The 26215-nt window shown below is 68.1% G+C and carries 22 protein-coding genes; 8 read left to right on the forward strand and 14 right to left on the reverse strand.

Going from position 1 to position 26215, the window contains the following annotated elements:
• Positions 1-676 (forward strand): condensation domain-containing protein (locus tag GBZ48_RS32850; protein ID WP_174474865.1); only part of this gene is annotated, 676 nt, incomplete at its 5' end.
• A 34-nt stretch (positions 677-710) separates the two neighbouring features.
• Here GBZ48_RS32850 and GBZ48_RS32855 read toward each other — a convergent pair.
• Positions 711-1610 carry a LysR family transcriptional regulator gene (locus tag GBZ48_RS32855; RefSeq protein WP_174474866.1) on the reverse strand — a complete coding sequence of 300 codons (900 nt, stop codon included), beginning with the start codon at positions 1608-1610 and terminating at the stop codon, positions 711-713.
• A 106-nt stretch (positions 1611-1716) separates the two neighbouring features.
• On the opposite strand from GBZ48_RS32855, the gene GBZ48_RS32860 reads away from it, so the two are divergent.
• On the forward strand, positions 1717-3150 hold the full coding sequence (locus tag GBZ48_RS32860; RefSeq protein ID WP_174474867.1) for an aldehyde dehydrogenase family protein: 1434 nt from the start codon (positions 1717-1719) through the stop codon (positions 3148-3150).
• Here the strand turns inward: GBZ48_RS32860 and GBZ48_RS32865 are convergent.
• From GBZ48_RS32865 to GBZ48_RS32880, 4 genes are all read right to left on the reverse strand, one after another.
• A complete protein-coding gene (locus GBZ48_RS32865) occupies positions 3147-4052 on the reverse strand; it encodes a ParB/RepB/Spo0J family partition protein (protein ID WP_174474868.1) in 906 nt (301 codons plus the stop codon). The two genes, GBZ48_RS32860 and GBZ48_RS32865, sit on opposite strands and share 4 nt — an antisense overlap.
• The gene (locus GBZ48_RS32870) at positions 4042-5070 is read right to left on the reverse strand and encodes an AAA family ATPase (RefSeq protein WP_246307619.1); all 1029 of its coding nucleotides are present in this window, start codon (positions 5068-5070) and stop codon (positions 4042-4044) included. Before GBZ48_RS32870 ends, GBZ48_RS32865 begins: the two co-directional genes overlap by 11 nt.
• A gap of 129 nt (positions 5071-5199) precedes the next feature.
• Positions 5200-6510 carry a hemolysin family protein gene (locus GBZ48_RS32875; protein ID WP_174474869.1) on the reverse strand — a complete coding sequence of 437 codons (1311 nt, stop codon included), beginning with the start codon at positions 6508-6510 and terminating at the stop codon, positions 5200-5202.
• Between the two features lie 335 nt (positions 6511-6845).
• Positions 6846-7814: a cation diffusion facilitator family transporter gene (locus GBZ48_RS32880; protein WP_174474870.1), complete on the reverse strand. Its 969-nt coding sequence runs from the start codon at positions 7812-7814 to the stop codon at positions 6846-6848.
• An 866-nt stretch (positions 7815-8680) separates the two neighbouring features.
• On the opposite strand from GBZ48_RS32880, the gene GBZ48_RS32885 reads away from it, so the two are divergent.
• The gene (locus GBZ48_RS32885) at positions 8681-9610 is read left to right on the forward strand and encodes a replication protein RepA (RefSeq protein ID WP_174474871.1); all 930 of its coding nucleotides are present in this window, start codon (positions 8681-8683) and stop codon (positions 9608-9610) included.
• Positions 9611-9741: 131 nt separating this feature from the next.
• Here GBZ48_RS32885 and GBZ48_RS32890 read toward each other — a convergent pair whose 3' ends face one another.
• A complete protein-coding gene (locus GBZ48_RS32890) occupies positions 9742-10932 on the reverse strand; it encodes an HPP family protein (RefSeq protein WP_174474872.1) in 1191 nt (396 codons plus the stop codon).
• 150 nt (positions 10933-11082) lie between these two features.
• On the opposite strand from GBZ48_RS32890, the gene soxR reads away from it, so the two are divergent.
• Together soxR and GBZ48_RS32900 are read left to right on the forward strand one after the other, a co-directional pair.
• The gene (soxR, locus tag GBZ48_RS32895; protein ID WP_174474873.1) at positions 11083-11538 is read left to right on the forward strand and encodes a redox-sensitive transcriptional activator SoxR; all 456 of its coding nucleotides are present in this window, start codon (positions 11083-11085) and stop codon (positions 11536-11538) included.
• A 135-nt stretch (positions 11539-11673) separates the two neighbouring features.
• A complete protein-coding gene (locus GBZ48_RS32900; RefSeq protein ID WP_174474874.1) occupies positions 11674-12882 on the forward strand; it encodes a serine hydrolase in 1209 nt (402 codons plus the stop codon).
• 141 nt (positions 12883-13023) lie between these two features.
• Here GBZ48_RS32900 and GBZ48_RS32905 read toward each other — a convergent pair whose 3' ends face one another.
• The 7 genes from GBZ48_RS32905 to GBZ48_RS32935 are packed head-to-tail and all read right to left on the reverse strand — an operon-like array spanning position 13024 to position 18858.
• Entirely contained in the window at positions 13024-13761 is a 738-nt protein-coding gene (locus GBZ48_RS32905; protein ID WP_174474875.1) for a 2-keto-4-pentenoate hydratase, read from the reverse strand.
• Positions 13758-14846, reverse strand: coding sequence for a substrate-binding domain-containing protein (locus tag GBZ48_RS32910; protein ID WP_174474876.1), 1089 nt, complete (start codon positions 14844-14846; stop codon positions 13758-13760). The genes GBZ48_RS32905 and GBZ48_RS32910 overlap by 4 nt, the downstream gene beginning before the upstream one ends.
• Positions 14847-14858: 12 nt before the next feature.
• Positions 14859-15797 (reverse strand): 2-hydroxyacid dehydrogenase, encoded by a 939-nt coding sequence (locus tag GBZ48_RS32915; protein WP_174474877.1) that lies wholly within the window; start codon positions 15795-15797, stop codon positions 14859-14861.
• Positions 15798-15828: 31 nt separating this feature from the next.
• Positions 15829-16617 carry an amino acid ABC transporter ATP-binding protein gene (locus GBZ48_RS32920; RefSeq protein WP_281362519.1) on the reverse strand — a complete coding sequence of 263 codons (789 nt, stop codon included), beginning with the start codon at positions 16615-16617 and terminating at the stop codon, positions 15829-15831.
• 37 nt (positions 16618-16654) lie between these two features.
• Complete coding sequence (locus GBZ48_RS32925; RefSeq protein ID WP_174474878.1) at positions 16655-17464, reverse strand: transporter substrate-binding domain-containing protein; 810 nt, start codon at positions 17462-17464, stop codon at positions 16655-16657.
• Positions 17465-17516: 52 nt separating this feature from the next.
• Positions 17517-18170 carry an amino acid ABC transporter permease gene (locus tag GBZ48_RS32930; RefSeq protein WP_174474879.1) on the reverse strand — a complete coding sequence of 218 codons (654 nt, stop codon included), beginning with the start codon at positions 18168-18170 and terminating at the stop codon, positions 17517-17519.
• A gap of 13 nt (positions 18171-18183) precedes the next feature.
• Positions 18184-18858, reverse strand: a complete 675-nt coding sequence (locus tag GBZ48_RS32935; protein WP_174474880.1) for an ABC transporter permease subunit — start codon at positions 18856-18858, stop codon at positions 18184-18186.
• A 314-nt stretch (positions 18859-19172) separates the two neighbouring features.
• Here GBZ48_RS32935 and GBZ48_RS32940 point away from each other — a divergent pair, with 314 nt between their 5' ends.
• On the forward strand, positions 19173-20645 hold the full coding sequence (locus GBZ48_RS32940) for an MFS transporter (protein ID WP_174474881.1): 1473 nt from the start codon (positions 19173-19175) through the stop codon (positions 20643-20645).
• Between the two features lie 28 nt (positions 20646-20673).
• On the opposite strand, the gene GBZ48_RS32945 is transcribed toward GBZ48_RS32940, so the two are convergent.
• Complete coding sequence (locus tag GBZ48_RS32945) at positions 20674-21405, reverse strand: TetR/AcrR family transcriptional regulator (protein ID WP_246307620.1); 732 nt, start codon at positions 21403-21405, stop codon at positions 20674-20676.
• Between the two features lie 277 nt (positions 21406-21682).
• Between GBZ48_RS32945 and GBZ48_RS32950 the strand changes: the two genes are divergently transcribed.
• Both GBZ48_RS32950 and GBZ48_RS32955 read left to right on the forward strand, forming a co-directional pair.
• Positions 21683-22888, forward strand: coding sequence for an efflux RND transporter periplasmic adaptor subunit (locus tag GBZ48_RS32950; RefSeq protein ID WP_174474882.1), 1206 nt, complete (start codon positions 21683-21685; stop codon positions 22886-22888).
• Between the two features lie 17 nt (positions 22889-22905).
• Complete coding sequence (locus tag GBZ48_RS32955; RefSeq protein WP_174474883.1) at positions 22906-26058, forward strand: efflux RND transporter permease subunit; 3153 nt, start codon at positions 22906-22908, stop codon at positions 26056-26058.
• Positions 26059-26215 lie beyond the last annotated feature (157 nt).

Raw genomic sequence — 26215 nt, forward strand, 5'->3', positions numbered from 1 at the left:
GCGTGTTCAGCGTCACCTTCCGCCCGCCTGCCCGGAACCGGACGATGCCGAGGAACGCACCATCGACGCGCCAACCGTGCAGCGGCTCCAGCACCATGCCGGCGGGCGGAAGGTGACGCTGAACACGCTGGTCCAGGCGGCATGGCTGCGGCTGCTGGCCGCCGTCACCGGCCAGAGCACCGTCGCCTTCGGGGCGGTGATGTCGGGCCGCTCGGTCGAGATGCCGGGGATCGACCATGTCACCGGGTTGCTGGTCGGCGTCCTGCCGCTGGTCTGTGCGGTGAGCGATGACAAGGGAGACGATGGCTGGCTGCGCGACCTCTTCGACGCCAACATCGCCGCCCGCCAGCATGAGCACGCCCCGCCGCCGGAGCTGCAAAGCTGGACCGCCGCCGCCCCCTTCGACAGCGTGGTGATCTTCGAGAATTACCCGGTGGACGAGGCGCTGTGGCAGAGCGAGCGCGCCACCCTGTCCTTCCGCGACGTCGGCAACCGCGGCCGGATGAGCTGGCCGCTGACCCTGGTGGTGGTGCCGCGCGACACGCTGGTGCTGCGGCTGGAATATGCCGGCGGGCTTCTCCGCCGCGACGACGTGGCGGCTCTCGCCGACCGTCTGGTGACGGAACTGGAACGCTTCGCGGGCGGCCGGACGGCGATGTGGGACGTCCCACAATAGCCCCGCAGAACGTGGGACGTCCCACATCGTCCCCCTACCGCCGCCCGCCAAGCTCCCGCACCAGATCAACCAGCATCCGCACCCCCGGCGGCAGATGCCGCCGGCCTGAATAATAGAGGCACAGTCCGGGAAACGGCTGCGTCCACTCCTCCAGCACGCGCAGCAGGCGCCCGGCGGCGATGTCATCGGCGACATGCCATTCCGCCAGATAGCCCAGCCCGAGCCCGGCGCGGACAGCGGCGAGCATCAGATCGGCATCGTCCAGGATCAGCGGCCCGGTGCCGTCGATGGCGACCGCCTCGCCATGCCGCTCGAACTCCCAGCGATAGAGGGCGCCGCTCGGCAGGCGGCTGCGGATGCAGCGATGGCGGGCGAGGTCGGCCGGCGTCTCCGGTGGGGTGCGGCCGGCGAAATACTCCGGCGTGCCGACGACCGCGAAGCGCAGGTCGGGGCCGAGCGGGATGGCGATCATGTCCTGCGGCACCTGCTCCGCCAGCCGCACACCGGCATCGAAGCCCTCCAGCACGATGTCGACCAGCTTCCCTTCCGTGACGATGTCGACGGTCATCTCAGGATAGCGGCGCAGATACTCCAGGATGATCGGCTTCATGATCATCCGCGCCGCTCCGGCCGAGCTGTTGATGCGCAGCGTTCCGGCGGGGGCCAGCCGATGGTCGGACAGCCGGTCGATGGCGGCGCGGATGTCGCGCAGGGCAGAGGCGGTGTCGGCGACGAACTGCTCGCCCGCCTGGGTCAGCGCCACGCTGCGTGTCGTGCGGTGGAACAGCCGCACCCCCAGCCGCTCCTCCAGAGCCGCGATGGCATGGCTGAGCGCCGAGCGCGACATCCCCAGCTCGGCCGCCGCGGCGCGGAAACCGCGATGCCGGGCAACGGCCTGCACCGCTTCCAGCTCCGCCAGTCCAGTCACACTCATTGTCCCGATCCGTTCACCGATGCATGCGGGATTGTCCACCTTATCACCCGGCGGCCCCTGTGCCACCTGAATGGCCGAAACCCATTCACCTTACCGGGAGAGCCCGATGCACGAGATCGACAGCATCTATATAAACGGCCGCTTCGTCACCCCGCATGGGACGGAGCTGTTCGACCTGCACAATCCGGCGACCGGCGCCGTCACCGGCCGCGTCCGCCTTGCTGACGAGGAGGACGCGCAAGCCGCCATTGCCGCCGCCAAGCGCGCCTTTCCGGCCTTCTCCCGGACGGCCAAGGCGGAGCGGATCGCCCTGCTCCACCGGCTGGGCGATGCCGTGGCCGCCCGGCGCGACGATCTGCTCGACGCCGTGATTGAGGAGTATGGCGCCCCGGCCTCCCGCGCCGCCTTCATGGTCGATCACCCGGTGAACGCCTTCCGCGAGACCGCAGCCCTGCTCGCCGATTACCCCTTCGTCCGCCGCATGGGCACGGCCGAGGTCAGCATGGAGCCGCTCGGCGTCGCCGGGCTGATCACGCCGTGGAACAGCAATGCCGGCTTCATCTGCGGCAAGCTCGCCACCGCCATCGCCGCCGGCTGCACCGCGGTGATCAAGCCCAGCGAGATGAGCGCCCGCCAGACGCGGATCGTGACCGAGGCGCTGCATGCGGCCGGACTGCCGCCCGGCCTGGTCAACATCGTGACCGGGCGCGGCGAGCGGGTGGGGGCGGCGATCTCCAGCCATGCGGACGTCGCCAAGATCTCCTTCACCGGCTCCACCGCCACCGGCAAGGCGATCCTGCGCGCGGCCGCCGACAGCCTGAAACGCGTCACGCTGGAGCTGGGCGGCAAATCGCCGACGATTATCCTCGACGATGCCGACCTGTCGCGGGCGATCCCGCTGGCGGTCAGTGCCGCCTTCATGAACAGCGGTCAGGCCTGCATCGCCGGCACCCGCCTGCTGGCTCCGCGCAGCCGCCTCGCCGAGATCGAGGCGCTGACCAAGGCGGCGGTCGAGGCGGTGCGTGCCGGCGACCCGCGCGATCCGGCAACCACCGTCGGTCCGATGGTCAGCCGGACCCAGTGGGACCGGGTGCAGCGCTACATCCGCATCGGGGTGGGGGAGGGCGCCGTCCTGCTGGCCGGCGGGGAAGGGCGCCCGGAGGGGCAGCCGGAGTTTTCCGGCGGCTGGTTCGTGCGGCCGACCCTGTTCACCGGCGTCCGCAACGACATGACCATCGCGCGCGAGGAGATCTTCGGCCCCGTCCTCTCCATCATCGCTTACGAGGACGAGGAGGAGGCGGTCGCCATCGCCAACGACACAATCTACGGCCTCCAGGCCTATGTGTTGGCCGGCGACACCGCCCGTGCCCGCCGGGTGGCGGACCGCATCGTCGCCGGCCGCGTCCTGATCAACAGCCTCGCCCACGATCCGAAGGCGCCGTTCGGCGGCTTCAAGCAGTCCGGCATCGGCCGCGAATATGGCAGCTTCGGCCTCGACGCCTTCCTGGAGCCGAAATCGCTGCTGGGGGAGGGCGTTTAGGCGCCCTCGTCCAGAATGGCGTCGATCTCGGCCCGCAGCCGCACCAGCCGCTCGCGGTTGCCGGGGTCGAGATGGCGGCGCTGTTCGCGCACCACCGCCACGTCGCGCAGGATGCGCTTCACGCTGGCCTGCAAGGCCCGCACCGCCTCCTTCGCATCCGGCTCCTGGGCCGGCGCGTCCTCCACGGCGTCTCCTTGGGCATGGTCGCGCTTGGCCTGCCGCACCGCCTTGACGCTGGCGCCTTCCTTGGCCCGCTTCCACAGCCCGGCCTGCAACCCGGCGGGGGCGGCGGCGATCTCGATCATCACGGAGCGGGAGACATGGGCGAACTCGGTCGCATACTCCTCCCGGATCTCCTCCGGCAGCCCCATGATCGCCAGCAGCTTGGTCACGTCGGTGCGGTCGCGCCCGACGACGGCGGCCAGCTCGTCATGGGTGTAGCCGTGCTTGTCGATCAGCCGGGCGAGCGCCGCCGCATATTCCACCGCGTTCAGATCGACGCGCTGGACATTGTCGATCAGCCCGATCTCATCGGGGTCGCCGGAGGTCAGGATGGCGAAGACCGTCTTGCGGCCCAGCATCTCATGGGCGCGCACCCGACGCTCGCCGCCGATCAGCAGATACTCGCCCTGGGGCAGGGGACGGACCAGGACCGGGTTCTGCAACCCGTGCCGTTCGATGGAGGCGGCGAGGCTGCGCAGCTCCGCCTCGTCGAAATGGCGGCGGGGCTGGTCGGGGTTGCGGTGGACGCGGGCAAGGTCCAGCTCCACCACATGCGGGAAGCCGGCCGAGGTGCCGAACAGCCGGTCGCTGCCCACCGTCAGCCCGCCGGCCATGCCTCCGGTCGGCTCAGCCGCAGTGCCCAGCAGCTCGCGGGTCTTGCGTTCGAACTTACGCGACATGGGTCGTCTCCCGGTTCTGGGCATAGGCGCGGATCTGGCGCGCCACCTCGCGGAAGGTCTCGGCCCCCGGCGCCTTGGGATCGCCGGCCAGCGTGATCATGCCGGCCGCCGCGGCCTTGCCATAAACGGTGGCGCGCGGGATGGGATCGAAGACCGGCACCTGACCGGCATAGGATTCGTGCAGCTCCTGCAACGTCGCGCGGTCCTGGGTCAGCCGGTCGTTGTACATGGTCGGGATGATGCCGGCGATGCGCAGGGCCGGGTTCACCCGGCGGCGGATGCGGCCGATGGTGTCGACCAGCCGCTTGACGCCCAGCAGGGCCAGCGCCTCCGTCTGCACCGGCACCACCACCAGCTCCGCCGCCGACAAAGCGTTGGCGGTCACCAGCCCCAGGTTGGGCGCGCAGTCCATCACCACGAAATCGTAGGAGTGGCGCACCTCGTCCAGCTTCTCGCGCAGGATCAGCCCGCCGGTGGAATCGGCGGCCAGCTCCACGTCGGCATCGGCCAGCGACAGCCCGGCCGGCGCCAGATCCAGCCCGCTCTCCGCCGTCGGCATGATCACCGAGGTCAGCGGCTCTTCCGAGCGCAGCACATAATAGAGTGTCTTGCGCTGCTGCTCCAAGGCGACGATGGCGGCGTTGCCGATGCCGACATGGACGGTGGCGTTGCTCTGGGAGTCGCAGTCGATCAGCAGCACCCGCGCCCCGCCCTCGGTCAGGGCATAGGCGAGGTTGACGGCGGTGGCGGTCTTGCCGACGCCGCCCTTCTGGTTGGCAACCGCCAGATAGGTTGCGGAGCGCGGTCGCTCGTCCGCCTTGTAGCGGGTCAGGAAATCGACGAGCTGCTGCGGGATGCGTTCCGCCCCGCTTTCCCAGCGGCTGATCCGCGCCTTGGTATAGCTGCGGCTGAGTTGCCCGTTCAGCCAGTCGGCGAACTGCGTCTGGTTCTCGCCGCGGCGCTCGCGCAACTGGCGCATCTCGTCGCCCCCGCCACCCATCGACCGCACTCCCGTCATTCAGCTTGGACTCCGCCCCCCATCGGCGGGCCGGGCGGAGTCTGAGCAAGTTGCCGGAACTTTGTCAATGGAGCCCGTGCGGAGTTGCAACAACAAATGCAACCCCGCGCCCTCGGCCGGCCGCGAATCTCACTCCTCGGCTTCGGCCGGCTGCTCGATCCTGGGCATCACCAGCACCTTGTCGATGCGGCGCCCGTCCATGTCGACCACCTCGAAGCGGACGCCGTTCCAGTCGAACCACTCGCCGGCCTGCGGCACATGGCCCAGCCGGTGCAGCACCAGCCCCGCCACCGTGTGGAAGTCGCCGGCATCGCGCAGGCCGCGCACGCCGATGGTGTCCTCGAACTCGTCCACCGGCATCCAGCCCTCGACCAGCCAGGAGCCGTCCTCGCGCCGGATCGCCGCGGTCTCCACCGCCTCGCCGGCTTCCGGCAGGTCGCCGGCGATGATCTCCAGGATGTCGGTCAAGGTGACCAGCCCCTCGATGCTGCCATACTCGTCGACGACCATCGCCAGATGGTGGCCCGAGTTCTTCATCAGGTCGAGCAGCTTCAGGATCGGCGTTCCGTCATGCACCACCAGCGGCTTGGCGGCCCCGGCCTCCAGATCGAAGGGGCGGCCCTCGACGACCATGCCAAGCAGGTCGCGGGTGTGGACGACGCCGACCAGCTCGTCGAGCGCGCCGCGGCACACCGGATAGCGGGAATGGCCGAAGCTGCGGATCGCCTCCAGCAATTCGGCCTGCGGCTTGCCGAGGTCGAGCCAGGCGACGTCCGGGCGGGGGACCATGATGCTGCGCACCGTGCGGTCGGCCAGCCGCAGCACGCCGTCGATCATCTCCTTCTCGGCCGGGGCAAAGACGCCGGTCTCGGTGCCTTCGGAGATCATCGAGCGGACCTCCTCCTCGGTGACCGTCTCCTCACGCGCGCCATGCAGGCCGAGCAGCCGCAGCAGCAGGTCGGTGGAGGCGCCGAGCAGCCAGACGAAGGGGGCGGCGATGCGGGACAGCGCGCGCATCGGCGGCGCGATCAGGGCGGCGATCCGCTCCGGGTTCTTCAGGGCGATGCGCTTCGGAATCAGCTCGCCCAGCACGATGGACAGATAGGTGATGACCACCAGCACGCCGCCGACGCCGAGGATCTCGCCCTTGCCGGCCAGGACGGGGAAGCCGTCCAGCCACTGGCCCAGCCGGTCGCCCAGCGTGGCACCGCCATAGGCGCCGGCGACGACGCCGACCAGCGTGATGCCGATCTGGACGGTGCTGAGGAAGCGGCTCGGCTCCTCGATCAGCCGCAGCGCCGTCCGCGCTCCGCGGTCACCCTGGTCGGCCAGATGCTGGAGCCGGGCCTTGCGCGAGGAGACGACCGCCAGTTCGGACATGGCGAACACCCCGTTGAGGAGCGTCAATGCGACGATGATGGCGATCTCAAACGAGAGCATCGAAGGATTCCTTGGAAAAATGGGCATGAGTCATCGCACGGCCGGCGCCTGGGGCACCCCGCGTTCGACAGAACAGGTGAGGATAAGAAGAGCCGGCAGCGTAATGCGCGTCAGGCATCGGTCGGGCCATGCACCAAGCCGGGCAGCATGGGAGCGACCGGATCGCTCATGCAGGAAGATATGGATACGCCGCGGGCGACCGGAGATCCGATCCCCCGCGGCCGTCTGGGGCCGCTTGGCGAAGTGTTCATCGGGTCCCCGCCTGCCGGGCAGGGCTGCTCCATCCTGGTTGCGCTCTGCCCGGCATGTGGTGTCGGTCCGGCCGTTTGCAAGGTTCAGCTGTCTGCAAGGTTGGAGCGATCGCCTGCCGCGCGCACCTCGGTGAAGACGCGGCGGATCTCCGGGAAGCGCTCCTTCACCCGGCGTTCGATGCGGGCCAGCGTCCGCTCCACCTCACCGGCGCTGACCTCGTCCCGCACATCCAGGCTGAGGTTGACGATCACCACCTTGGGGCCGAGATGGATGGTCAGCACCTCGTTCACACGGTCGACCGCCTCCTCCTCCCGCGCCAGGGCGCGCACACCATGGACGAGATCGGGGCGGGCGGCCTCGCCGATCAGCAGGCTCTTCGTCTCATAGGCGAGGAAGGCGGCGGTGGCGGCCAGCACCAGCCCGATCAGGATCGACCCGACGCCGTCATAGACCGGCTGGTCCAGCAGCAGATCCGCCGACAGGCAGGCGGCGGCGATGATCAGCCCGACCAGGGCGGCGCTATCCTCGAACAGCACGATGAAGACGGTCGGGTCCTTGCTGGCATGGACGGTCTCGAACACGCCGGCCTCGCCGCGGTCGGCGTTGAAGGCGCGCAGCGCCACCACCCAGCTGATCGCCTCCATCACGAAGGCGACGCCCAGCACGACGAAGTTGATCCAGGCCGACTCCACCGGCTGCGGATGGAGGATCTTCTCCACCCCTTCATAGATGGACACCACCGCACCGCCGGCGAAGATCACCAGCGCCACGACGAAGGTCCAGAAATATAGCTCGCGCGCGTAACCGAAGGGGTGGCGCTCGTCGGGCGGCTTCTTCGAGCGCTTCAGCCCGACCAGCATCAGCGCCTCGTTCCCGGTATCGACCAGGGAATGGACCGCCTCGCTCAGCATCGACGCGCTGCCGGTGATCAGCGCCGCGACGAACTTGGTGACGGTGATCGCCAGATTGGCCGCGATGGCGGCAAGGACGACCCTTCCCGACTCCCCGTCTTCCCTGCCCGCCGCCGATGCCGCACCGGATGTTTCAGCCATGGTATCCCGCATCCCGTCGCCCCCCTCCGGCCAGTCAGGCCCCAGGGCAAGGAAACTCCGCCACGCTCGGCCTGTTCCCTGGCGGCCGGAGTCCTGAACCTTGGTGACGCTTCGAAGGCACGGGACCGGTCAGGGTTTGAACTTTGGTGACGCCGACAGCCGGACCGACTCGGCGTGACTCCTGAACTTTGGTGACGCCGGGCGCTTGCGGGGTTTGAACTTTGGTGACGCACCGGGCCTCGACTCGGCTCGAAACCGACTCGATCAGGAGGTTTGAACTTTGGTGACGCCCGGACTGTAAGAAGCGATGACGCGCGGTGGAGCGAACGTAGCCTCACCTCCTCCTCGCCTCCCGCAAAGGCAGGTTTCCATTCAAATCAACCACTTGAGGGGAGTTTGCCTGGATCCCCACCTTCGCGGGGATGACGGAAGGCGCATGACCTTCAACAGGCAGCGGGTCGGACAGGCGGCGCGCAGCCCATCGCTCCGCCCATCCCAGCTGCCTGGAATCCTTGAACTTTGGTGACGCTCCACAGGCCGTGAAAGCCGACTCCGGCCTCGAATCGACAAGGCCAGCGTCACCAAGGTTCAAGCAAACAGCCCGTTCCCTGCCGCGATTCGTCCACAGGCGCCCGATTCTTCCCCATGAACTCTGGTGACGCCTGGCTTGAACTGTGGTGACGCGACTCGGACTTATCCCCTGAACTTTGGTGACGAATCTAATAGTTGGTTTCAAATAGGTTCCAAATAGCCTGCGTCACCAAGGTTCAAATTGCCTTCGGCGCGATCCGGGGTGTTGTATCTGGCAGGTTCGGTCATCGGTCCGTCACAAGGGCGGGCATGGTGGCCAAAAGCTGGAGGTCGGCATGGGCAGCATTCATCGTTTGATCGAGACACACGGACGCGACGGCGCGCTGGCCCTCGTTTCGGACGAGGAGCGGCCGCTGATCGACATCGCCGCGGCGGTCCAGGCCGCGGAAAACGGCAAGCTCGGCATCACCTATGCCGGATTCTGCCAGACCGCGCTGCCGCACCGCCAGCTTCCCGACGACCAGCATTGGGAACGGCCCGGCCACAAGGTGAAGCTGGTCATCCAGCCCGGCGTGATCGAGGACCGCAACGGCGTCACCCGCCGAATCGGCGTTCCCTACGGCAGCCGGGCCCGCATGATTCTGCTCTATCTCCAAACCCGTGCGATTCAGACCGGGAATCCGGAGGTCGAGCTTGGCGGCTCCATGCATGACTGGCTGAAACGCATGGACATCCCGATCTGCGGCAAGGCCTATCGCGACGTGGAGGATCAGGCAGCCCGCCTCTCGGCCTGCCACCTGACCTTTTTCACCGACGCCGACGGCGGCCGGCGGCAGAGCAAGGAATCGATCGTCGCCGACGCCATCCAGCTGCGCCGGCCCGACGACCGCCAGGGCACCCTGTTCACCGAGACGGTGCGGCTCAGCGACAGCTTCTTCAAGGCCTTGCGCGAGCATCCGGTGCCGGTGGCGGAAGAGGCGCTGAAGGCGATCAGCGGCAAGTCGATGGCGCTCGACGTCTACATCTGGCTGGCCTATCGCCTGCATTCGCTGGACAAGCCTACGCCGATCACCTGGGCGGCGCTGCATGGTCAGTTCGGTGCCGGCTATGCCCTGGTCCGCCAGTTCAAGACGAAGTTCATCCCGAACCTGAAATACGCCATGGCCGCCTATCCGGACGCCCGTGTCGAGGAAGCGGGCGAAGGGCTGATCCTCCACCCGTCGCGCCCGCCGATCAACGAGCGGGTGGTCGCGCGCATCGCCTGAAGTCGATCCGATTCTTGAACTTTGGTGACGCGGACCACTCCGATTCTTGAACTCTGGTGACGCTTCCGCCCTTCGGACTACGCCTTCCGGAGTCCCGTCACCAGAGTTCAAGAATCGCCGCAGCCCAACTGTTACGCCCGTCCGGCCGTCACGTCGCGCAGGTAACCGCGGGGGAGGGCATCGTTCAGCCCATCAACCCCGGTCTGCACCGCACGGGCAAGCGCGGTGCGGGCAAGCACCACCAGCAGGTCGGTCTGGGTGATCATTCCCAGCACGCGCCGGTTCTGGTCGACGATCACCACATCGTGGGTGCGGCCGTCGGACAGCCGGCCGAGCAGGGCGAAGACCGGCGTGTCGGGCAATTCGGTCGCCGCCGGCACCATCACCGTGGCGACCCGCGATCCATGATGCAGGGCGTCGCAATGCGACAGCTGCTCGTGCCCGACGATGCCGACCACGGCATTCTGCGCATCGACCACCGGCAGGGTGCGGAAGCCGTGCTCCAGCAGCCGGGCGCGGGCCAGCTGGGGATGGGTGTCCGGCGTGACGATGACGAGGTCGCGCGACATGATCTCGCGGCAGGTGATGTCGGCATGCAGCCGCTCCAGCGCGTGCAGCTCGGCATTGACCAGCAGGGCGCCCAGGTCGTCGCGGCTGACGTCCAGCGTCTCGGCCAGGGTGCGCAGCGCGCCGTCGACATCGCCCTGGGTCAAACCCGGCCGCAGTTGCGGCGGCGGATCGTTGGTGCGGTGGGTGTTGACCGTCTTGTGCGGGTAGCGATGACCGGACAGCCGGTGGAACATCAGCCCGGCGGTCAGCAGCAGGACAGAGTTCACGGCGACGGGGAAGAAGGCGAACTTGATGCCCATCTCGGTCACCGCCGGCCCGCCCAGCACCGCGGTCAGCGCGGCGGCGCCGCCGGGCGGATGAAGGCAGCGGGTCAGCGACATGGTGGCGATGGCCAGCGCCACCGCGGCGGCCCCGGCCAGCATCGGGTCGGGAATGACGGCGGCGACCAGCACTCCGACGACGGCAGACAGCGTGTTGCCGCCGACGATCGACCAGGGCTGGGCCAGCGGGCTGGCCGGCACGGCGAACAGAAGCACCGCCGACGCCCCCATCGGCGCCACCAGGACCGGCGCGCTCGACATATAGGTCAGCATGTTGCGGCAGAGCAGTCCCGTCGCGGCGATGCCCAGCAGCGCGCCGCAGCAGGCGATCATGCGGTCGCGCAGCGTGGCGCCTGGCAGGATCGGCCGGAACACCACCGCACCCAAGCCCGCCAAGCGCTCACGCAGGGCGGCAAGCTTTCCCCTGGTCATTCGGTCCCCATTCCCCTGATCACCAAACCGGCACTTTGCCCATTCGGGCGGCAAAGTCGGGGCAGGCTAAAACCTCAACAGAACTTGAGGTCAAGCGGAAAAGCCTGCAGACTGGCGGGACGGAGGGTTGCAGGAGAGGGGAGGGCCGGAATGCTGTCGCCGGAGGAGTACGACAAGGATCTGACGGTGGGGGAGGTGGCGCGCCGGTCCGGCGTGGCGGTCTCGACCATCCATTTCTACGAGGCACAGGGGCTGATCCGGAGTTGGCGCAACCCTGGCAACCAGCGCCGCTTCTCCCGCGACGTGCTGCGGCGGGTGGCGGTCGTCAAGGTGGCGCAGCGGCTGGGCATCTCGCTCGCCTCCATCGCCGACGCGCTGAACGCCCTGCCGGAGGACCGCACCCCGACCACCGCCGACTGGCGCCGCATGTCGGAGCGCTGGCGGGAGGAGTTGGACGACCGCATCGCCAAGCTGACCAGGCTGCGCGACAATCTGGACGGCTGCATCGGTTGCGGCTGCCTGTCGATCCGCGACTGCCCCTTGCGCAACCCGTGGGACGAGCTTGGCGACGGCGGGGCCGGTCCGCGGCTGCTGGATCCGGCCTGAATTCCCGGCCTGACCCTTCCATTCTCCACATTAAAATTGAGGCCCATACGAAAATAAGGGGTGAAGCCGGCGCGGCGATGGTCCATGGAAACGGCCGTCACAAGACCCATCCGTCGCCTCAGGGGATCCACAAGGGTGATCGTCGTCAATCCGCGGCCGCGCACCGAAGGCCGTTCCGCCGCACTGCTGCGCCGGCTTTCCATTCGCCGTCTGACCATGCGCCGTCTGGCCGGCTGCCTGTCGCTCGCCGCCGCCGTCCTGCTGTCCGCCCCCGCATTCGCGCTGTCACAGCCGGACACCGCGGCCAAGCAGGCCTATCTGGTCGATCTCTCCAGCGGTGAGGTGCTGCTGGACAAGAACGGGACGACCCGCATGGCGCCGTCCTCGATGACCAAGATGATGACGGCCTATCTGACCTACGACGCGCTGGTCCATGGCCGGACGACGTTGGACACCAGTTTCTCGGTCAGCCAGACCGCCTGGAAGATGGGCGGCTCGCGCATGTTCCTGAAGCTGGGCAGCACGGTGCGGGTGGAGGATCTGCTGCGCGGCCTGCTGATCGACAGCGGCAACGACGCCGCCGTGGCTCTGGCCGAGGGGTTGGCCGGCAGCGAATCCGCCTTCGCCGGACTGATGAACGCCAAGGCGCGCGAGCTGGGGATGGCCGACAGCCATTTCATGAACGCCAGCGGCTGGCCGGATCCGGGCCACTACACCACCGCCCGCGATCTGGCGACCCTGGCCACCCACCTGATCCGCGACTTTCCGCAGTTCTACCATTATGAGTCGGAGCGGAACTTCACCTGGAACGGCATCCGCCAGGGCAACCGCAACCCGCTGCTCTACCATCCCGTCAGCGTCGACGGCATCAAGACCGGCCACACCGAAATCGGCGGCTATGGCCTGACTGCGTCAGGGGAACGCAACGGGCGCCGGCTGGTGCTGGTGGTCAACGGCCTGCCCAGCCCGCAAGCCCGCAACGACGAGCCGACCCGGCTGCTCGACTGGGCGTGGAACAGCTTCAGGCTCTACTCTCTGCTGCGCAAGGGCGAGCTGGTGGAGCAGGCACCGGTGTGGATGGGCGAGGAGGACAGCGTTCCGGTGACGGTCGCCGACGACATCACCGTCACCATGGCGCCGGCCGACCGCAACAGCCTGCATGTTGTCGCCACCCTGGCCGAACCGCTGCCGAGCCCGGTCCATCGCGGCGACGTGGTTGGCCGGCTGCGCATCGACTATGACGGCGCCGTCCGCCGGACGGTCGATCTGGTCGCCGGTGCCGACGTGCCGGCCTCCAGCGGCCTGACCGCGCTCGGCCAGCGGCTGGGGCATCTGCTGCCGTAGGCGGCGGCTCCCTCTCCCGGGGTGGGAAGGGTGAGGGGGCGAGCACGAAGCCATGCGGTTTAGGCCGCTTGGATCACCCCTCACCCTCCCCACTTCGTGGGTCCCCTCCCTCTCCCGGGGCGGGAGAGGGCTTTAACCCGCTCAGTCGACCTTCAGCGTGATGGTGCCCATGGTGCCGTAGCGGGCGACCGAGCGGCTGCCCGGCTCGACGAAGATGGTGCCGGTGCAGGAGCCGGTGGTCACCACCTCGCCCGCATGCAGGCCGCCGAAGCTGCGGGTGCCGACATTGGCCATCCACACCAGCAGGCGGACCGGATCGCCGGCGCTGTTGCCGCCGACGACATCGACCTTGGTCTCGCCGTCGATCTCCAGCGTCACCGTTTCCCTAACCGGGTCGAGCGCGCGCCAGTCGGCGATGGCCGGCCCGACGATCAGGGCGCCGTGGTTGAACTGGTCGGCCATGTGGCTCAGCCGATCCTGGCTGCCGAACCCGGCGAAGCGGGTGTCGACGATCTCCCAGGCGGGGTGGACCGAGGCGACGGCGTCCAGAACCTCTTCCCGGCTGTAGGGCTGCTCGCGCACCGGCAGGTCGCGGGCGAAGCGGTAGGCGATCTCCGCCTCCACGCCGATGACCTGGAAGATCTTGGCCGGCAGGTGATCGGTGTTTTCGAAGACGGTGGCGGCGTTGATCGGCGCGCGGAAGGGCTCGGCGTCGGGCGTGGCGGCGCCGACCTTCCAGGCGGTGACGGGACCCAGGCGGCGGGCGACGGCGTCCTGGATCTCATAGGCCTCCGCTTCGGTGGCGGGGCGGTTGTCCAGCCCGGTCAGCCACTGGCGGGTTTCGCGCGCCTCGATCAGGGCCTCGACGGTATCGGTCATGACTGGTCTCTGTGGTGGAGGGAAGAGGAGGGGGAGCCGCAGGATTGGCGGACGACCAGCCGGCCCGGCAGGATGATCCGCTCGGGCGGGCCCTGCGGGTCGGCGATCCGGCGCAGCAGCAGCCGGGCGGCCTCCTGACCGATCTGCCTTGCGGAGGTGGCGACGGTGGTCAGCGCCGGCCGGCTGAGCGCCGCTTCCGGCACGTCGTCGAAGCCGGTGACGGCCAGATCGCGCCCGGCCCTCAGGCCGCGCGCCTCCAGCCCCAGCATCAGCCCGAGCGCCACCACGTCGTTGTAGCAGAGCGCCGCCGTGGGTGTCTGCGGCCTATTCAGCAGATCCTCGGCGACCCCGGCGCCCGACCGCCGGGTCAGCGGGCAGCGCACCACCAGATCGTCGGCCAGCCCGTGCCGCCGCATCGCCGCGGTGAAGCCGGCATGGCGCCCGGCGTAGGCGGAATGGTCCAAGGTGCCGCCGACGAAGGCGATCCGCCGATGGCCCAGCGCGACGAGATGATCGATGACCGTCTCGATGCCCGCCTGATAATCGACCCCAGCATAGTCCCGTCCCCGGCCGGACTCCAGGCTGTCCGAGACGAAGCGCAGCGCCTGCACGCAGGGCAGCCGCCAGCCGTCCAGCCGGTCGAGCAGTTCGCTGTCCGTCCCGGCGGCCGGGCAGAGGATTACCCCGTCGACATTGTGCTCCCGCATCCGCTGCAGGAAGCGGTCCTGGCGCTCCGGCTGTTCGGCGGTGTTGGCGATGAAGGCGACGAAGCCCTCGGTGTCCAGCACGTCGTCGACCCCCGCCGTCAGCTCGGCATAGAAGGGGTTGTTCAGTTCGCAGACCAGCAGCCCGACCGTCTGGGTGCGGGCGGCGCGCAGGTTGGCGGCGCCGCGGTTGTAGATGTAGCCCAGCGCCGCCATGGCGGCCTGGACCCGCTCCCGCGTCTCCGCCGCCACCAGCGGGCTGCCGCGCAGCACCAGCGACACGGTCGAGCGCGACACCCCGGCATGGCCGGCGACCTCCGTCAGGGTGACGCTTCCCGGCTTCTCGCTTGCCTGCTTTTCTCTATCGCGCGGCTTGGCCACGGCGGGGGCGCCTCACACCACGGCGGTCGGCAGCGGCCGGCCGGCGAAGAAGGCCTCCAGATTGTCGAGCACCAGCTGGCCCATCGCCATCCGCGTCTCGACCGTGGCGCTGGCCTGATGCGGCTGGAGCACGACGTTGTCGAGGCCGTAGAAGCCTTCCGGCACGTTCGGTTCGTCGGCGAAGACGTCCAGCGCGGCGCCGCCGATCCGGCCCTCGGTCAGGGCCGCCAGCAGCTCCGGCTCGTCCACCACGCTGCCGCGGGCGACATTGACCAGCAGCCCGTCCGGCCCCAGCGCGTCGAGCACGGCGCGCCCGACCATGTTGCGGGCATCCGGCCCGGCCGAGGCCGCGACCATCAGGATGTCGCTCTCCCGCGCCAGATCGACCGGCGAGGCGACGAAGCGGTAGGACACGCCATCGCGCGGCTTGCGGTTGGTGTAGGCGATGGTCATGCCGAAGGCCTCGGCGCGCCTGGCGATGGCCTCGCCGATGCGGCCCAGACCCAGCACGCCCAGCGTCTTGCCGCTGACCTTGCGGGCGAGCGGCAGCTTGCCCGTCGGCCATTGCCCGGCGCGGACGAAGCGGTCGCCCACCATCATCCGGCGCGACCCGGCGATCATCAGCCCGATGGCGAGATCGGCCACATCGTCGGTCAGCACGTCCGGCGTGTTGCTGACGCGCACGCCGCGGCCGCGGCAATGCTCCAGATCGACCGCATCGGTGCCGACGCCGTTGATGGCGACGATCCCGAGATGGGGCAGCGCATCGACCACCGCGTTCTTGACGCCGGTCCCGCCGCCGGTGACGACGGCGCGCACCCGGCCGGCGACCTCGGCGATCAGCCGGTCGCGATCCGGGGCGGCGGCCAGACGGTGGACGGTATAGGCCGCGTCCAGAGCCTGCTCGATGGCTGGCATCATGGGTTCGACCAACAGGATTTCGGGCTTCATCGCAAGTCGTCCTTGGTGGAACAGAAAATCATCAATGGGCCAGAATCTGGCCGAGGAAGCTCCGCGTCCGCTCCGATTTCGGGGCGCTGAAGAACTCCTCCGGCGTGTTCTGCTCGACGATCTCGCCGCGGTCCATGAAGATCACGCGGTGGGCGACCGATTTGGCGAAGCCCATCTCGTGCGTCACGCACAGCATGGTCATGCCGTCCTCGGCCAGACCGATCATGGTGTCCAGCACCTCCTTCACCATCTCCGGATCCAGCGCGGAGGTCGGCTCGTCGAACAGCATCACCTTCGGGTTCATGCACAGCGACCGCGCGATGGCGACGCGCTGCTGCTGGCCGCCCGAGAGCTGGCCGGGGTATTTGTCCGCCTGTTCGGGAATGCGCACCCGCTCCAGATAGCGCATCGCGGTGGCCTTCGCCTCGGCCTTGGTGGTGCCGCGCACCTTCAACGGCGCCAGCATGCAGTTCTCCAGCACGGTCAGGTGCGGGAACAGGTTGAAGCTCTGGAACACCATGCCGACCTCGCGCCGGACCAGGTCCAGCTGGCGGTGGTGCGGGCCGAGTTCGACGCCGTTGACGGTGATCCGGCCCTTCTGGTGGCGTTCCAGCTGGTTGATGCAGCGGATCAGGGTCGATTTTCCCGATCCGGACGGGCCGCAGATGACGATGCGCTCGCCCCGGTGGACCTCCAGGTCGATGTCCTTCAGCACCTGGAACTGATCGTACCATTTCTGGACGCCTTCCATGCGGATGACGACATCCGCGCTCATCGGAGGCGCCACGCCGTTGCGTGTCGGTTCGGTCGCCAGTGCCATGGTCCTGTCCTCCACCGGGGATTGCGCTTTGCCTGATTTATGACTTGCTGGCGGTGACCGCCGCCGGCAGGTCGGTGCCCAGCCACTTCTGGTGGATGGCGTTCAGCTCGCCGTTCTTCTTCACGGTGTCGAGGAAGCCGTTGACCCAGCCCATCAGCTTGTCCTGGCCCTGGCGCAGGGCCACGCCCTGGACCTGGCTCTTCAGGACGAACTTCATCTCGTAATTGGCCTGGGGCGCCATCGTCTTGATCTGCTGGGCCACCACGTTGCTGACGCCCAGCGCATCGACCTGACCGGACAGCAGGGCCTGCACGGCGCTGGCGTCGTCGTCGAAGCGCATGATGCGGGCATCCTTCGGCGCCACCGCGGTCAGCGACTGGTCCTGGGTGCTGGCGCGGGCGACGCCGACGCTCTTGCCCGACAGATCCTCGGCCTTCGCGACCGGCGACTTCTGCGGGGCGAGCAGCCCGATCTCGATGGCGGCATAGGGCTCGGAGAAGGCGACCTGCTTGGCACGCTCCGGCGTGATGCCGAGCGAGGCGACCAGAACGTCGACCTTGCCGGTCAGCAGGTAGGGGATGCGGTTCGGACCGGTCACCGGCACGATGTCCACCGGCACGCCCATGTGCTTGGCCATCAGCTTGGCGACGTCGGCGTCATAGCCGTCCGGCTTGCCGTCGGAGCTGGTGATGCCGAAGGGCGGGAAATCGACCAGCATGCCGATGGTCAGCTTGCCCTTGCCCTTGATGTCCTCGACGCTCTGGGCGTGTGCGGTGGCGGTCAGGCCAATTGCGGCGGTCATCAGGGCGCCGGCGACGACGAGGCGGCGGGTGACGGTGAAGGCCATGGGTGTTTCCTCCGAGTGCGAATGTTTTTGAGAGTTCTTAGCGGGCCAGGGTCTAACGGGAAGGCGCGGCGTAGCGGGCTTCCAGCCGCTGGCTCAGCAGCGACAGGGGCCAGCACAGCGCGAAATAGATCGCGGCGACGATGCCGAAGACGAGGAAGGGCTGGAAGGTGGCGTTGTTGACGATTTGGCCGGCGCGGGTCAGCTCGACGAAGCCGATGATGGCGGCCAGCGAGGTGCCCTTGATGACCTGAACCAGATAGCCCACGGTCGGCGGCACCGCGACCTTCACCGCCTGCGGCAGGATCACGTAGCGCATCAGGCCGGGATAGCGCAGGCCGAGCGACGAGGCAGCCTCCCACTGGCCGCGCGGCACCGACTGGATGCAGCCGCGCCAGATCTCGCCCAGGAAGGCGCTGGTGTTCAGCGTCAGACCGACCGCCGCCGCGACCCATGGGCTCATGTCGATGCCGACCACGGTGGCGCCGAAGAAGACGAGGAACAGCTGCATCAGCAGCGGCGTGCCCTGGAACAGCTGGATGTAGCCGGTGGCGAGCAGGCGCAACGGCTTCACGTCCGAGGTGCGGCCGAGCGCCACGAACAGCCCGACGATGCCGCCGCCGATGAAGGCGATGACCGACAGCAGCAGCGTCCATTGCACGGCGCTGAGCAGGAACAGGAATTCGTTGTATCCGAAGGCGCGGATCATCGCTTAGTCCCCTTCAGCGCCGGTCGACGGAATAAGCGAAGGCCAGCCGGTAGATGCCGGCGAACAGGGCCGAGAACATCAGCGCCAGCACCAGATAGACCCCGGTCACGACGATGTAGATCTCGAAGCTGCGGAAGGTCTGCGACTGGATGTTGTTGGCGACCGAGGTCAGCTCGTCGGCGGAGATGGCGGACACCACGCTGGAACTCAGCATCAGCAGGATGAACTGGCTGGTCAGCGCCGGATAGACCGTGCGCAGCGCCGGCTTCAGCACGATGTAGCGGAAGACCTGCAGCGGCCTGAGGCCCAGCGCCAGCCCGGCTTCGATCTGGCCCTTGTGGATGGATTCGATGCCGGCGCGGATGATCTCGGTGGCGTAGGCGCCGACATTGACCACCATCGCGATCAGCGCCGCCATGTCCGGCGACAGCCGGAGTCCGACGGTCGGCAGCCCGAAGAAGATCAGGAAGATCTGCACCAGAAAGGGCGTGTTGCGGATGACCTCGATATAGGCGTTGATCGCCCAGCGCACCGGCTTCGGCCCGGAGGTCTTGCCGAGCGCGCAAAGGATGGCGACCACCATGCCGATGGCCATGGCGCCGAACGACAGCCTGACGGTCAGCCATGCCCCGTCGAGCAGATAGTCCCAGGACGCGAACACCGCGTCGAATTGAAAATCATAGGTCACGGGCGTTCCTCCGCACCCGCGTCGCGCCGCTTTCCGGGATGTGCTTCCGGAAGGCTCGGCGTCGCACGGATTGACTTTGTCCGCTCAAGTCTTGCCGTCCGGGATCCTGCCCGGACCGCAGGACGCATCGCTGCGTTCCAACTGCCGACACACGCTAATTGGATCGATCCAAAAGCGCAATGGGAAATGAGGAGGGTCATGACAATTCGCATACCAGATATTTGACGGCACCCTGCGGGTTCGGAAACCTTCCGGCGGCACACCGTGTTTCACAGGCACGACATCCGCCGCCAGCCTTAGGGAGCCAGCCCGACATGACCGCTGCAAGGAGCGCCGCCGCGGTGAGCAGTCTGGTGCCGGCCCGGATGGACCGGCTGCCCTGGGCGCGCTTCCACTGGATGGTGGTGATCGGGCTGGGGGTGAGCTGGATCCTGGACGGCATCGAAATCCAGCTGATCTCGGCCTCCGGCTATAAGGAGAGCCTCGGCATGTCGAGTGCCGAGGTCGGGCTGGCCGGCACCGTCTATCTGATGGGGCAGGTGGTGGGGGCGCTGGTCTTCGGCCGGCTGACCGACCGCTGGGGACGCAAGCGGCTGTTCATCACCACGCTGGCGCTCTACCTGATCGCGTCCGGCATCGCCGGCTTCGCCTGGACGCCCTGGTTCCTCTATGTCTGGCGCTTCATCGCCGGCATGGGCATCGGCGGCGAATATGCCGCCGTCAACTCGGCCATCGACGAGCTGATCCCCGCGCGCTTCCGCGGCCGCGTCGACATCGCCGTCAACGGCACCTATTGGGCGGGTGCCATGATCGGCGCGGTCGGCAGCGTCTTCCTGCTCGACCACTCCCTGGTGCCGGAAAATCTCGGCTGGCGCATCGCCTTCTTCATCGGCCCGCTGCTGGGTCTGATCATCATCTATCTGCGCCGGCACATCCCGGAAAGCCCACGCTGGATGGTCACCCACGGCAGGGAGGCGGAGGCCGAACGCATCGTCGACGACATCGAAGCCAGCGTGCGCGGGCAGGGCAAGCCGCTGGCGCCGATCGATCCGAAGCGCGCCATGCACATCGTCCCGGAAGAGTCGGTGTCCTACGCGCAGCTGGTCGACGTCTTCTTCCGTCAATACCCGACGCGCACCGTCCTGGGCGTGACGATGATGGTGACGCAGTCCTTCCTCTACAACGCGATCTTCTTCACCTATGCGCTGGTCCTGCAGAATTTCTACCATCTCGACCCGTCGCAGACTGCGGTCTATTTCTTCCCCTTCGCCGCCGGCAACCTGATCGGACCGCTGCTGCTGGGGCCGCTGTTCGACACGGTGGGGCGGCGCCGGATGATCTTCGGCACCTATCTGCTGGCGGGGGTCGTGCTGCTGGTCTCCGCCTTCCTGTTCCGCCAGGGGGTGCTGACGGCGAACACGCACACGATCTTCTGGTGCGTCTCCTTCTTCTTCGCCTCGGCCGGCGCCTCGTCCGCCTATCTGACGGTCAGCGAGATCTTCCCGCTGGAAGTCCGGGCGCAGGCGATCTCCTATTTCTTCGCCATCGCCCAGGTGGTGGGATCCACCGGCCCGCTGCTGTTCGGCTGGCTGGTGGGGGAGGGGACGGAGCGCGACCCGCTGTTCTGGGGCTATGTGCTGGGGTCGGTGGTGATGATGGTCGGCGGGGTGGTGGCGCTGGTCTATGGCGTCGACGCCGAAGGCAAGGGGCTGGAGGACATCGCCGAACCGCTGACCAAGGCCGGCCGCGCCCACGGGGTGGGGGATACGGCGGCGGAGACGATTTGAAAGGCGGCGATTTGAGGTTTCCCTCCCCTCAGGCCGCTTTGCTCATCTTCGCGCACGCCCCGTTCAGGAAGAGACGCACCGCCTGCCGGACATAGCGGTCGAGGTCGGGGATGGCCGGCGCGCTCTGCGGCAGGATCAGGCGGCGGACCAGCAGGTTGCCGGTGACCATGCCCAGGAAGGCCTGCGCGGCGGCGGCCGGATCGTCGATGCTCAGATCGCCGCTGTCCGACAGCCGTTGCAGATAGTCGGCCAGCCGGGCGATGGCGTTCTCCGGCCCGATGCGGAAGAAGGCTTCGGTGATGTCGGGCACGCGGTCGCCCTCCGCGATCAGGATGCGGACGGTGGCGGTCGTCTCCTCGTTCAGCAGGGCCTTGACCAGATGCAGCGCGAAGGCGGTCAGCCCGGCTTCCGGCGTCACCCGCTCATCGGCCTGGGCGGGGGCGAGGCCGGAGAGGATCATGGCATTGTCCTCCTCCATGATGGCGCGGAACAGCCCCTCCTTGTCGCCGAAATGCTCGTACAGCGTGGCGCGCGAGCCGCCGGCGACGGCGATGATGTCGCTCAGCGTCGTCTTCTCGAACCCCTTCTCGACGAACAGGCGCCGCGCCGCCGTCAGGATCGCCTGCCGGCGCGCCAGGCCGCGCGGCCCGTAGGTGGCCGGCCCGCAGGTCGGTCCGGCAGTGGCAGTAGCAGGCGGGTGCCCGATCCCGGCCTTCTCTAGCGGGGCCTTCTCGATGTGGGCCTTTTGGCTGCTGGTCATCTTGCGTTTCTCTCCGTCCCGGGCCGCGATCCGGCACATTCTGCAAAAAGGACGTGGGGGGTTCCCGGTGACTTCCCATGTTCCGGCCCCATATCGGGCATTTGCGGAACCCCCTTGCGCGGTGCAGCATTCTGAATGTATCGTCTGGTACACTGTACTGTATGAGACAGTACTAAGCAACGGGGATGTGCCGGACCGCCTGACCCCGCAGCGTATAGCAGAGCGTGCAGCAGGGAGACGGGTCCGCCGACGTGCGGCGCCGAGACGAGGAATACAGATGTCCAGTTCCAAGCCATTCATGACGTTGGCCGCGGCGGCCTGCCTGATCGCGGTGCTCGCCGGCTGCAACCAGCAGAAGCAGGCATCCGGCCAACCCCAGGGTGCCGGCGGCCCGCCCGAGGTCTCGGTCGCCACCATCGAGCCGCAGCGCCTGCCGGTGACCACCGAACTGCCGGGTCGCACCGCCCCCTACCGGGTGGCGGAAATCCGCCCGCAGGTCAGCGGCATCGTGCTGAAGCGCCTGTTCCGCGAGGGCAGCGAGGTCAAGGCGGGCGACCAGCTCTATCAGATCGACCCCGCCACCTACGAGGCGTCGCTGGCGAGCGCCCAGGCCGACGTGCAGAAGGCCGAGGCCAATCTCCAGGCTGCCCGCAACAAGGCGTCGCGCTATGGCGATCTGGTCAAGAACAGCGTGGTCAGCAAGCAGGACTTCGACGATGTCCAGGCCTCGCTGAAGCAGAACGAGGCGCAGCTGGCCTCGGCCAAGGCCGCCTACAACCTTGCCAGCATCAACCTGAACTACACCAAGGTGTTCGCCCCCATCTCCGGCCGCATCGGCAAGTCGGCGGTGACGGAAGGCGCGCTGGTCACCTCCAACCAGGCGACGGCGCTCGCCACCATCCAGCAGTTCGACCCGATCTATGTCGACGTGACGCAGACCGCCTCGCAGCTGATGAAGCTGCGCGAGGACATGGAGACCGGCCGCATCCGCCCGGCGGAACCCGGCAAGATCCCGGTGACGCTGTTCCTGAACAGCAACGCCAGCGGCGACGACACCGCCTATCCGGCAAAGGGCGAGCTGCAGTTCGCCGACGTCACGGTCGATGCCGGCACCAGTTCCGTCCAGCTGCGCGCGGTCTTCCCCAATCCGAACAAGCAGCTGCTGCCGGGCCTGTTCGTCCGCGCCCGCGTCGAGCAGGGGGTGGCGGAGAACGCCATCACCGTGCCGCAGGCCGCGGTCGCCCGCTCGCCGGACGGCTCCGCCCGCGTCTGGGTGGTGGGCGCCGACAACAAGGCGACCCCGCGCACCATCAAGACCGAACGCCCGGTTGGCAATGTCTGGCTGGTGTCGGACGGGCTGGCTCCCGGCGAGCGCGTGGTGGTGGAAGGCCTGCAGAAGCTGAAGCCGGGCGCGGAGGTGAAGCCGGTGCCCGCCCAGAACGCGCTGGCCGCATTGCCTGAAAAGGCCGCCTCGGCCCGCTGATCCCAGGAACCGCCCCCATGTCGAAATTCTTCATCGACCGCCCGGTCTTCGCCTGGGTCATCGCCATCGTCATCATGATGGCGGGTGCCCTGGCGATCCTGCGGCTGCCCATCGAGCAATATCCGAAGATCGCGCCGCCGACGGTGTCGATCACCGCCAGCTATCCCGGCGCCTCGGCCAAGACGCTGGAGGACACGGTCACCCAGGTCATCGAACAGAAGATGACCGGGCTCGACCATTTCCGCTACATGTCCTCCAACAGCGACTCCTCCGGCAACGTCACCATCACCCTGACCTTCGAGCCGGAGGCCAACCCCGACATCGCCCAGGTCCAGGTCCAGAACAAGCTGCAGCTGGCGACGCCGCTGCTGCCGCAGGAGGTCCAGCAGCGCGGCATCCAGGTGTCGAAGGCCGGCAACGACTTCCTGCTGGTGGTCGGTTTCGTGTCGAGCGACGGGCGCCTCAGCCAGGGCGACATCGCCGACTACGTCACCTCCAACCTCCAGGACACGCTGAGCCGCGTCGAAGGTGTGGGCGACATCACCGTCTTCGGGCCGCAGCATGCCATGCGCATCTGGCTCGACCCCGACGCGCTGAACAACTTCGCGCTGACCACCACCGACGTCTCCAACGCGATCAAGACCCAGAACGCCCAGGTCTCCGCCGGCCAGCTCGGCGGCGCCCCGGCGGTCCAGGGCCAGCAGATCAACGCCACCATCAGCGCCCAGTCGCGGCTCCAGACGCCGGAGCAGTTCGGCGCCATCCTGCTGCGCGTGAACCCCGACGGGTCGCAGGTGCGGCTGCGCGACGTGGCGCGGATCGAGATCGGGTCCGAGACCTACGAGATCAACGCCGCCTACAACGGCAAGCCGGCGGCCGGCGTCGGCATCAAGCTGGCGACCGGCGCCAACGCCCTGAACACCGCCGCCGCGGTCAAGGCGCGGGTGGCGGAACTCCAGCCCTTCTTCCCGGCGGGCATCGAGGTCATCTACCCCTACGACACGACGCCCTTCGTCCAGCTGTCGATCCACGAGGTGATCAAGACGCTGTTCGAGGCCATCGTCCTCGTCTTCGTCGTGATGTACCTGTTCCTCCAGAATTTCCGCGCGACGCTGATCCCGACCATCGCGGTTCCGGTGGTGCTGCTCGGCACCTTCGGCGTGATGTCGGCCTTCGGCTTCTCCATCAACGTGCTGACGATGTTCGGCATGGTGCTGGCGATCGGCCTGCTGGTCGACGACGCCATCGTCGTGGTCGAGAACGTCGAGCGCGTGATGGGCGAGGAGAGGCTCCCCCCGCGCGAGGCGACGCGCAAGTCGATGGACCAGATCACCGGCGCGCTGGTCGGCATCGCGCTGGTGCTGTCGGCGGTGTTCGTGCCGATGGCCTTCTTCGGTGGGTCGGCCGGCGCCATCTACCGCCAGTTCTCGCTGACCATCGTGTCGGCGATGGCGCTGTCGGTTCTGGTCGCGCTCGTCCTGACCCCGGCGCTCTGCGCCACCTTGCTGAAACCTGTTGCCCACCATGGCGAGGGCCACGGCCATGCCCGTGGCGGCTTCTTCGGCCTGTTCAACCGCGGTTTCGATGCCGGCAGCCGGGTCTATGTCCGCGGCGTGCGCGGCGCGGTCAACCGGCTGGGCCGCTACTTCATCGCCTATGCGCTGATCCTGGGCGGGCTGGGCTATCTGTTCGTGCAGATGCCGTCCTCCTTCCTGCCGACGGAGGACCGCGGCCAGCTGTTCGTGCTGTGGTCGGCCCCGCCGAACGCCAGCTCGCAGCGCACGGCCGAGACCGCCAAGGCCGTCACCGCCTATATGCTGGAAAAGGAGAAGGACAGCGTCGAGGGCCTGTTCACCATCGTCGGCTTCAACTTCTCCGGCCGCGGCCAGAATGCCGGCATGGCCTTCGTCCGTCTGAAGGACTGGAGCGAGCGCACCCAGGCCTCGCAGAAGCCGCAGGCCATCGCCGGCCGGGTGATGGGGGCGATGTCGAAGCTGAAGGACGCGGTGCTCTTCTCCTTCCTGCCGCCCTCGGTTCCCGGCCTCGGCAACGCCACCGGCTTCGACCTTCAGCTGGTCGACCGCGGCGGGCTCGGCCATGACCGGCTGATGCAGGCGCGCAACCAGCTGCTGGGTGCGGCGGCGCAGAACCCGAAGCTGGTCGGCGTCCGTCCCAACGGTCTGGAGGACACCCCGCAGTTCAAGCTGGACGTCGACCGCGAGAAGGCGAGCGCGCTCGGCCTGTCGCTCAGCGACATCAACACGACGCTGTCGGCGGCCTGGGGCTCGTCCTACGTCAACGACTTCATCGACCAGGGCCGGGTGAAGAAGGTCTATCTCCAGGCCGACGCGCCCTACCGCATGCAGCCCAGCGACATCGACCGCTGGTACGTGCGCAATGCCAGCGGCCAGATGGTTCCCTTCTCCGCCTTCACCACGGCGCAGTGGATCTACGGCTCGCCGAAGCTGGAGCGCTACAACGGCTCCTCCTCTGTGAACATCCAGGGATCGGCCGCACCGGGCATCAGCTCGGGCGAGGCGATGGCCGAGATGGAGACGCTGATGCAGAAGCTGCCGCCGGGCATCGGCTATGAGTGGACCGGCCTGTCCTACGAGGAGCGGCTCAGCGGCTCGCAGGCACCGGCGCTCTACGCCCTGTCGATGATCATCGTCTTCCTCTGCCTCGCCGCCCTCTATGAGAGCTGGTCGGTGCCGGTGTCGGTCATCATGGTGGTGCCGCTGGGCGTCATCGGCGCCGTCATCGCGGCGACCCTGCGCGGCCTGCCGAGCGACGTCTATTTCCAGGTCGGCCTGCTGACCACCATCGGCCTGTCGGCGAAGAACGCCATCCTGATCGTGGAGTTCGCCAAGGCGCTCTACGACCAGGGCATGGAGTTGAAGGAAGCCGCGGCGGAGGCCTGCCGTCAGCGCCTGCGTCCCATCATCATGACCTCGATGGCCTTCATCCTCGGTGTGCTGCCGCTGGCGATCAGCACCGGTGCCGGGTCGGAAAGCCAGAACGCCATCGGCGTCGGCGTGATGGGCGGCATGATCTCCGCCACCGTTCTGGCGGTGCTGTTCGTGCCGGTCTTCTTCGTCGCCGTCTACCGGCTGTTCGTCCGCAGGCGGCCGGGGCATGGCGCGATGCCGCAACCGGCGGCAGGCGACTGAGGCAGAAAGAGCATCGCATTCGGTGAGAAGCGCCCTCTCCCGTCCCGGGAGAGGGAGGGGACCCACGCCGCAGGGGTGGGGAGGGTGAGGGGGAAGGCAAGAAGTCAGACGCGCATGGTTCCTTTCGCGACCCCCCCACCTTGCCCAGCTCCCCTTG

The sequence above is a fragment of the Azospirillum melinis genome, assembly GCF_013340935.1.
GTDB classification, from domain to species: Bacteria; Pseudomonadota; Alphaproteobacteria; order Azospirillales; family Azospirillaceae; genus Azospirillum; species Azospirillum melinis.

Coding starts and splice junctions, on each gene's coding strand:
- GBZ48_RS32855 (WP_174474866.1), bottom strand. CDS start 1,610: ATGAGTGTGACTGGACTGGCGGAGCTGGAAGCGGTGCAGGCCGTTGCC.
- GBZ48_RS32860 (WP_174474867.1), top strand. CDS start 1,717: ATGCACGAGATCGACAGCATCTATATAAACGGCCGCTTCGTCACCCCG.
- GBZ48_RS32865 (WP_174474868.1), bottom strand. CDS start 4,052: ATGTCGCGTAAGTTCGAACGCAAGACCCGCGAGCTGCTGGGCACTGCG.
- GBZ48_RS32870 (WP_246307619.1), bottom strand. CDS start 5,070: ATGACGGGAGTGCGGTCGATGGGTGGCGGGGGCGACGAGATGCGCCAG.
- GBZ48_RS32875 (WP_174474869.1), bottom strand. CDS start 6,510: ATGCTCTCGTTTGAGATCGCCATCATCGTCGCATTGACGCTCCTCAAC.
- GBZ48_RS32880 (WP_174474870.1), bottom strand. CDS start 7,814: ATGGCTGAAACATCCGGTGCGGCATCGGCGGCGGGCAGGGAAGACGGG.
- GBZ48_RS32885 (WP_174474871.1), top strand. CDS start 8,681: ATGGGCAGCATTCATCGTTTGATCGAGACACACGGACGCGACGGCGCG.
- GBZ48_RS32890 (WP_174474872.1), bottom strand. CDS start 10,932: ATGACCAGGGGAAAGCTTGCCGCCCTGCGTGAGCGCTTGGCGGGCTTG.
- soxR (WP_174474873.1), top strand. CDS start 11,083: ATGCTGTCGCCGGAGGAGTACGACAAGGATCTGACGGTGGGGGAGGTG.
- GBZ48_RS32905 (WP_174474875.1), bottom strand. CDS start 13,761: ATGACCGATACCGTCGAGGCCCTGATCGAGGCGCGCGAAACCCGCCAG.
- GBZ48_RS32915 (WP_174474877.1), bottom strand. CDS start 15,797: ATGAAGCCCGAAATCCTGTTGGTCGAACCCATGATGCCAGCCATCGAG.
- GBZ48_RS32920 (WP_281362519.1), bottom strand. CDS start 16,617: ATGGCACTGGCGACCGAACCGACACGCAACGGCGTGGCGCCTCCGATG.
- GBZ48_RS32925 (WP_174474878.1), bottom strand. CDS start 17,464: ATGGCCTTCACCGTCACCCGCCGCCTCGTCGTCGCCGGCGCCCTGATG.
- GBZ48_RS32930 (WP_174474879.1), bottom strand. CDS start 18,170: ATGATCCGCGCCTTCGGATACAACGAATTCCTGTTCCTGCTCAGCGCC.
- GBZ48_RS32940 (WP_174474881.1), top strand. CDS start 19,173: ATGACCGCTGCAAGGAGCGCCGCCGCGGTGAGCAGTCTGGTGCCGGCC.
- GBZ48_RS32945 (WP_246307620.1), bottom strand. CDS start 21,405: ATGACCAGCAGCCAAAAGGCCCACATCGAGAAGGCCCCGCTAGAGAAG.
- GBZ48_RS32950 (WP_174474882.1), top strand. CDS start 21,683: ATGTCCAGTTCCAAGCCATTCATGACGTTGGCCGCGGCGGCCTGCCTG.
- GBZ48_RS32955 (WP_174474883.1), top strand. CDS start 22,906: ATGTCGAAATTCTTCATCGACCGCCCGGTCTTCGCCTGGGTCATCGCC.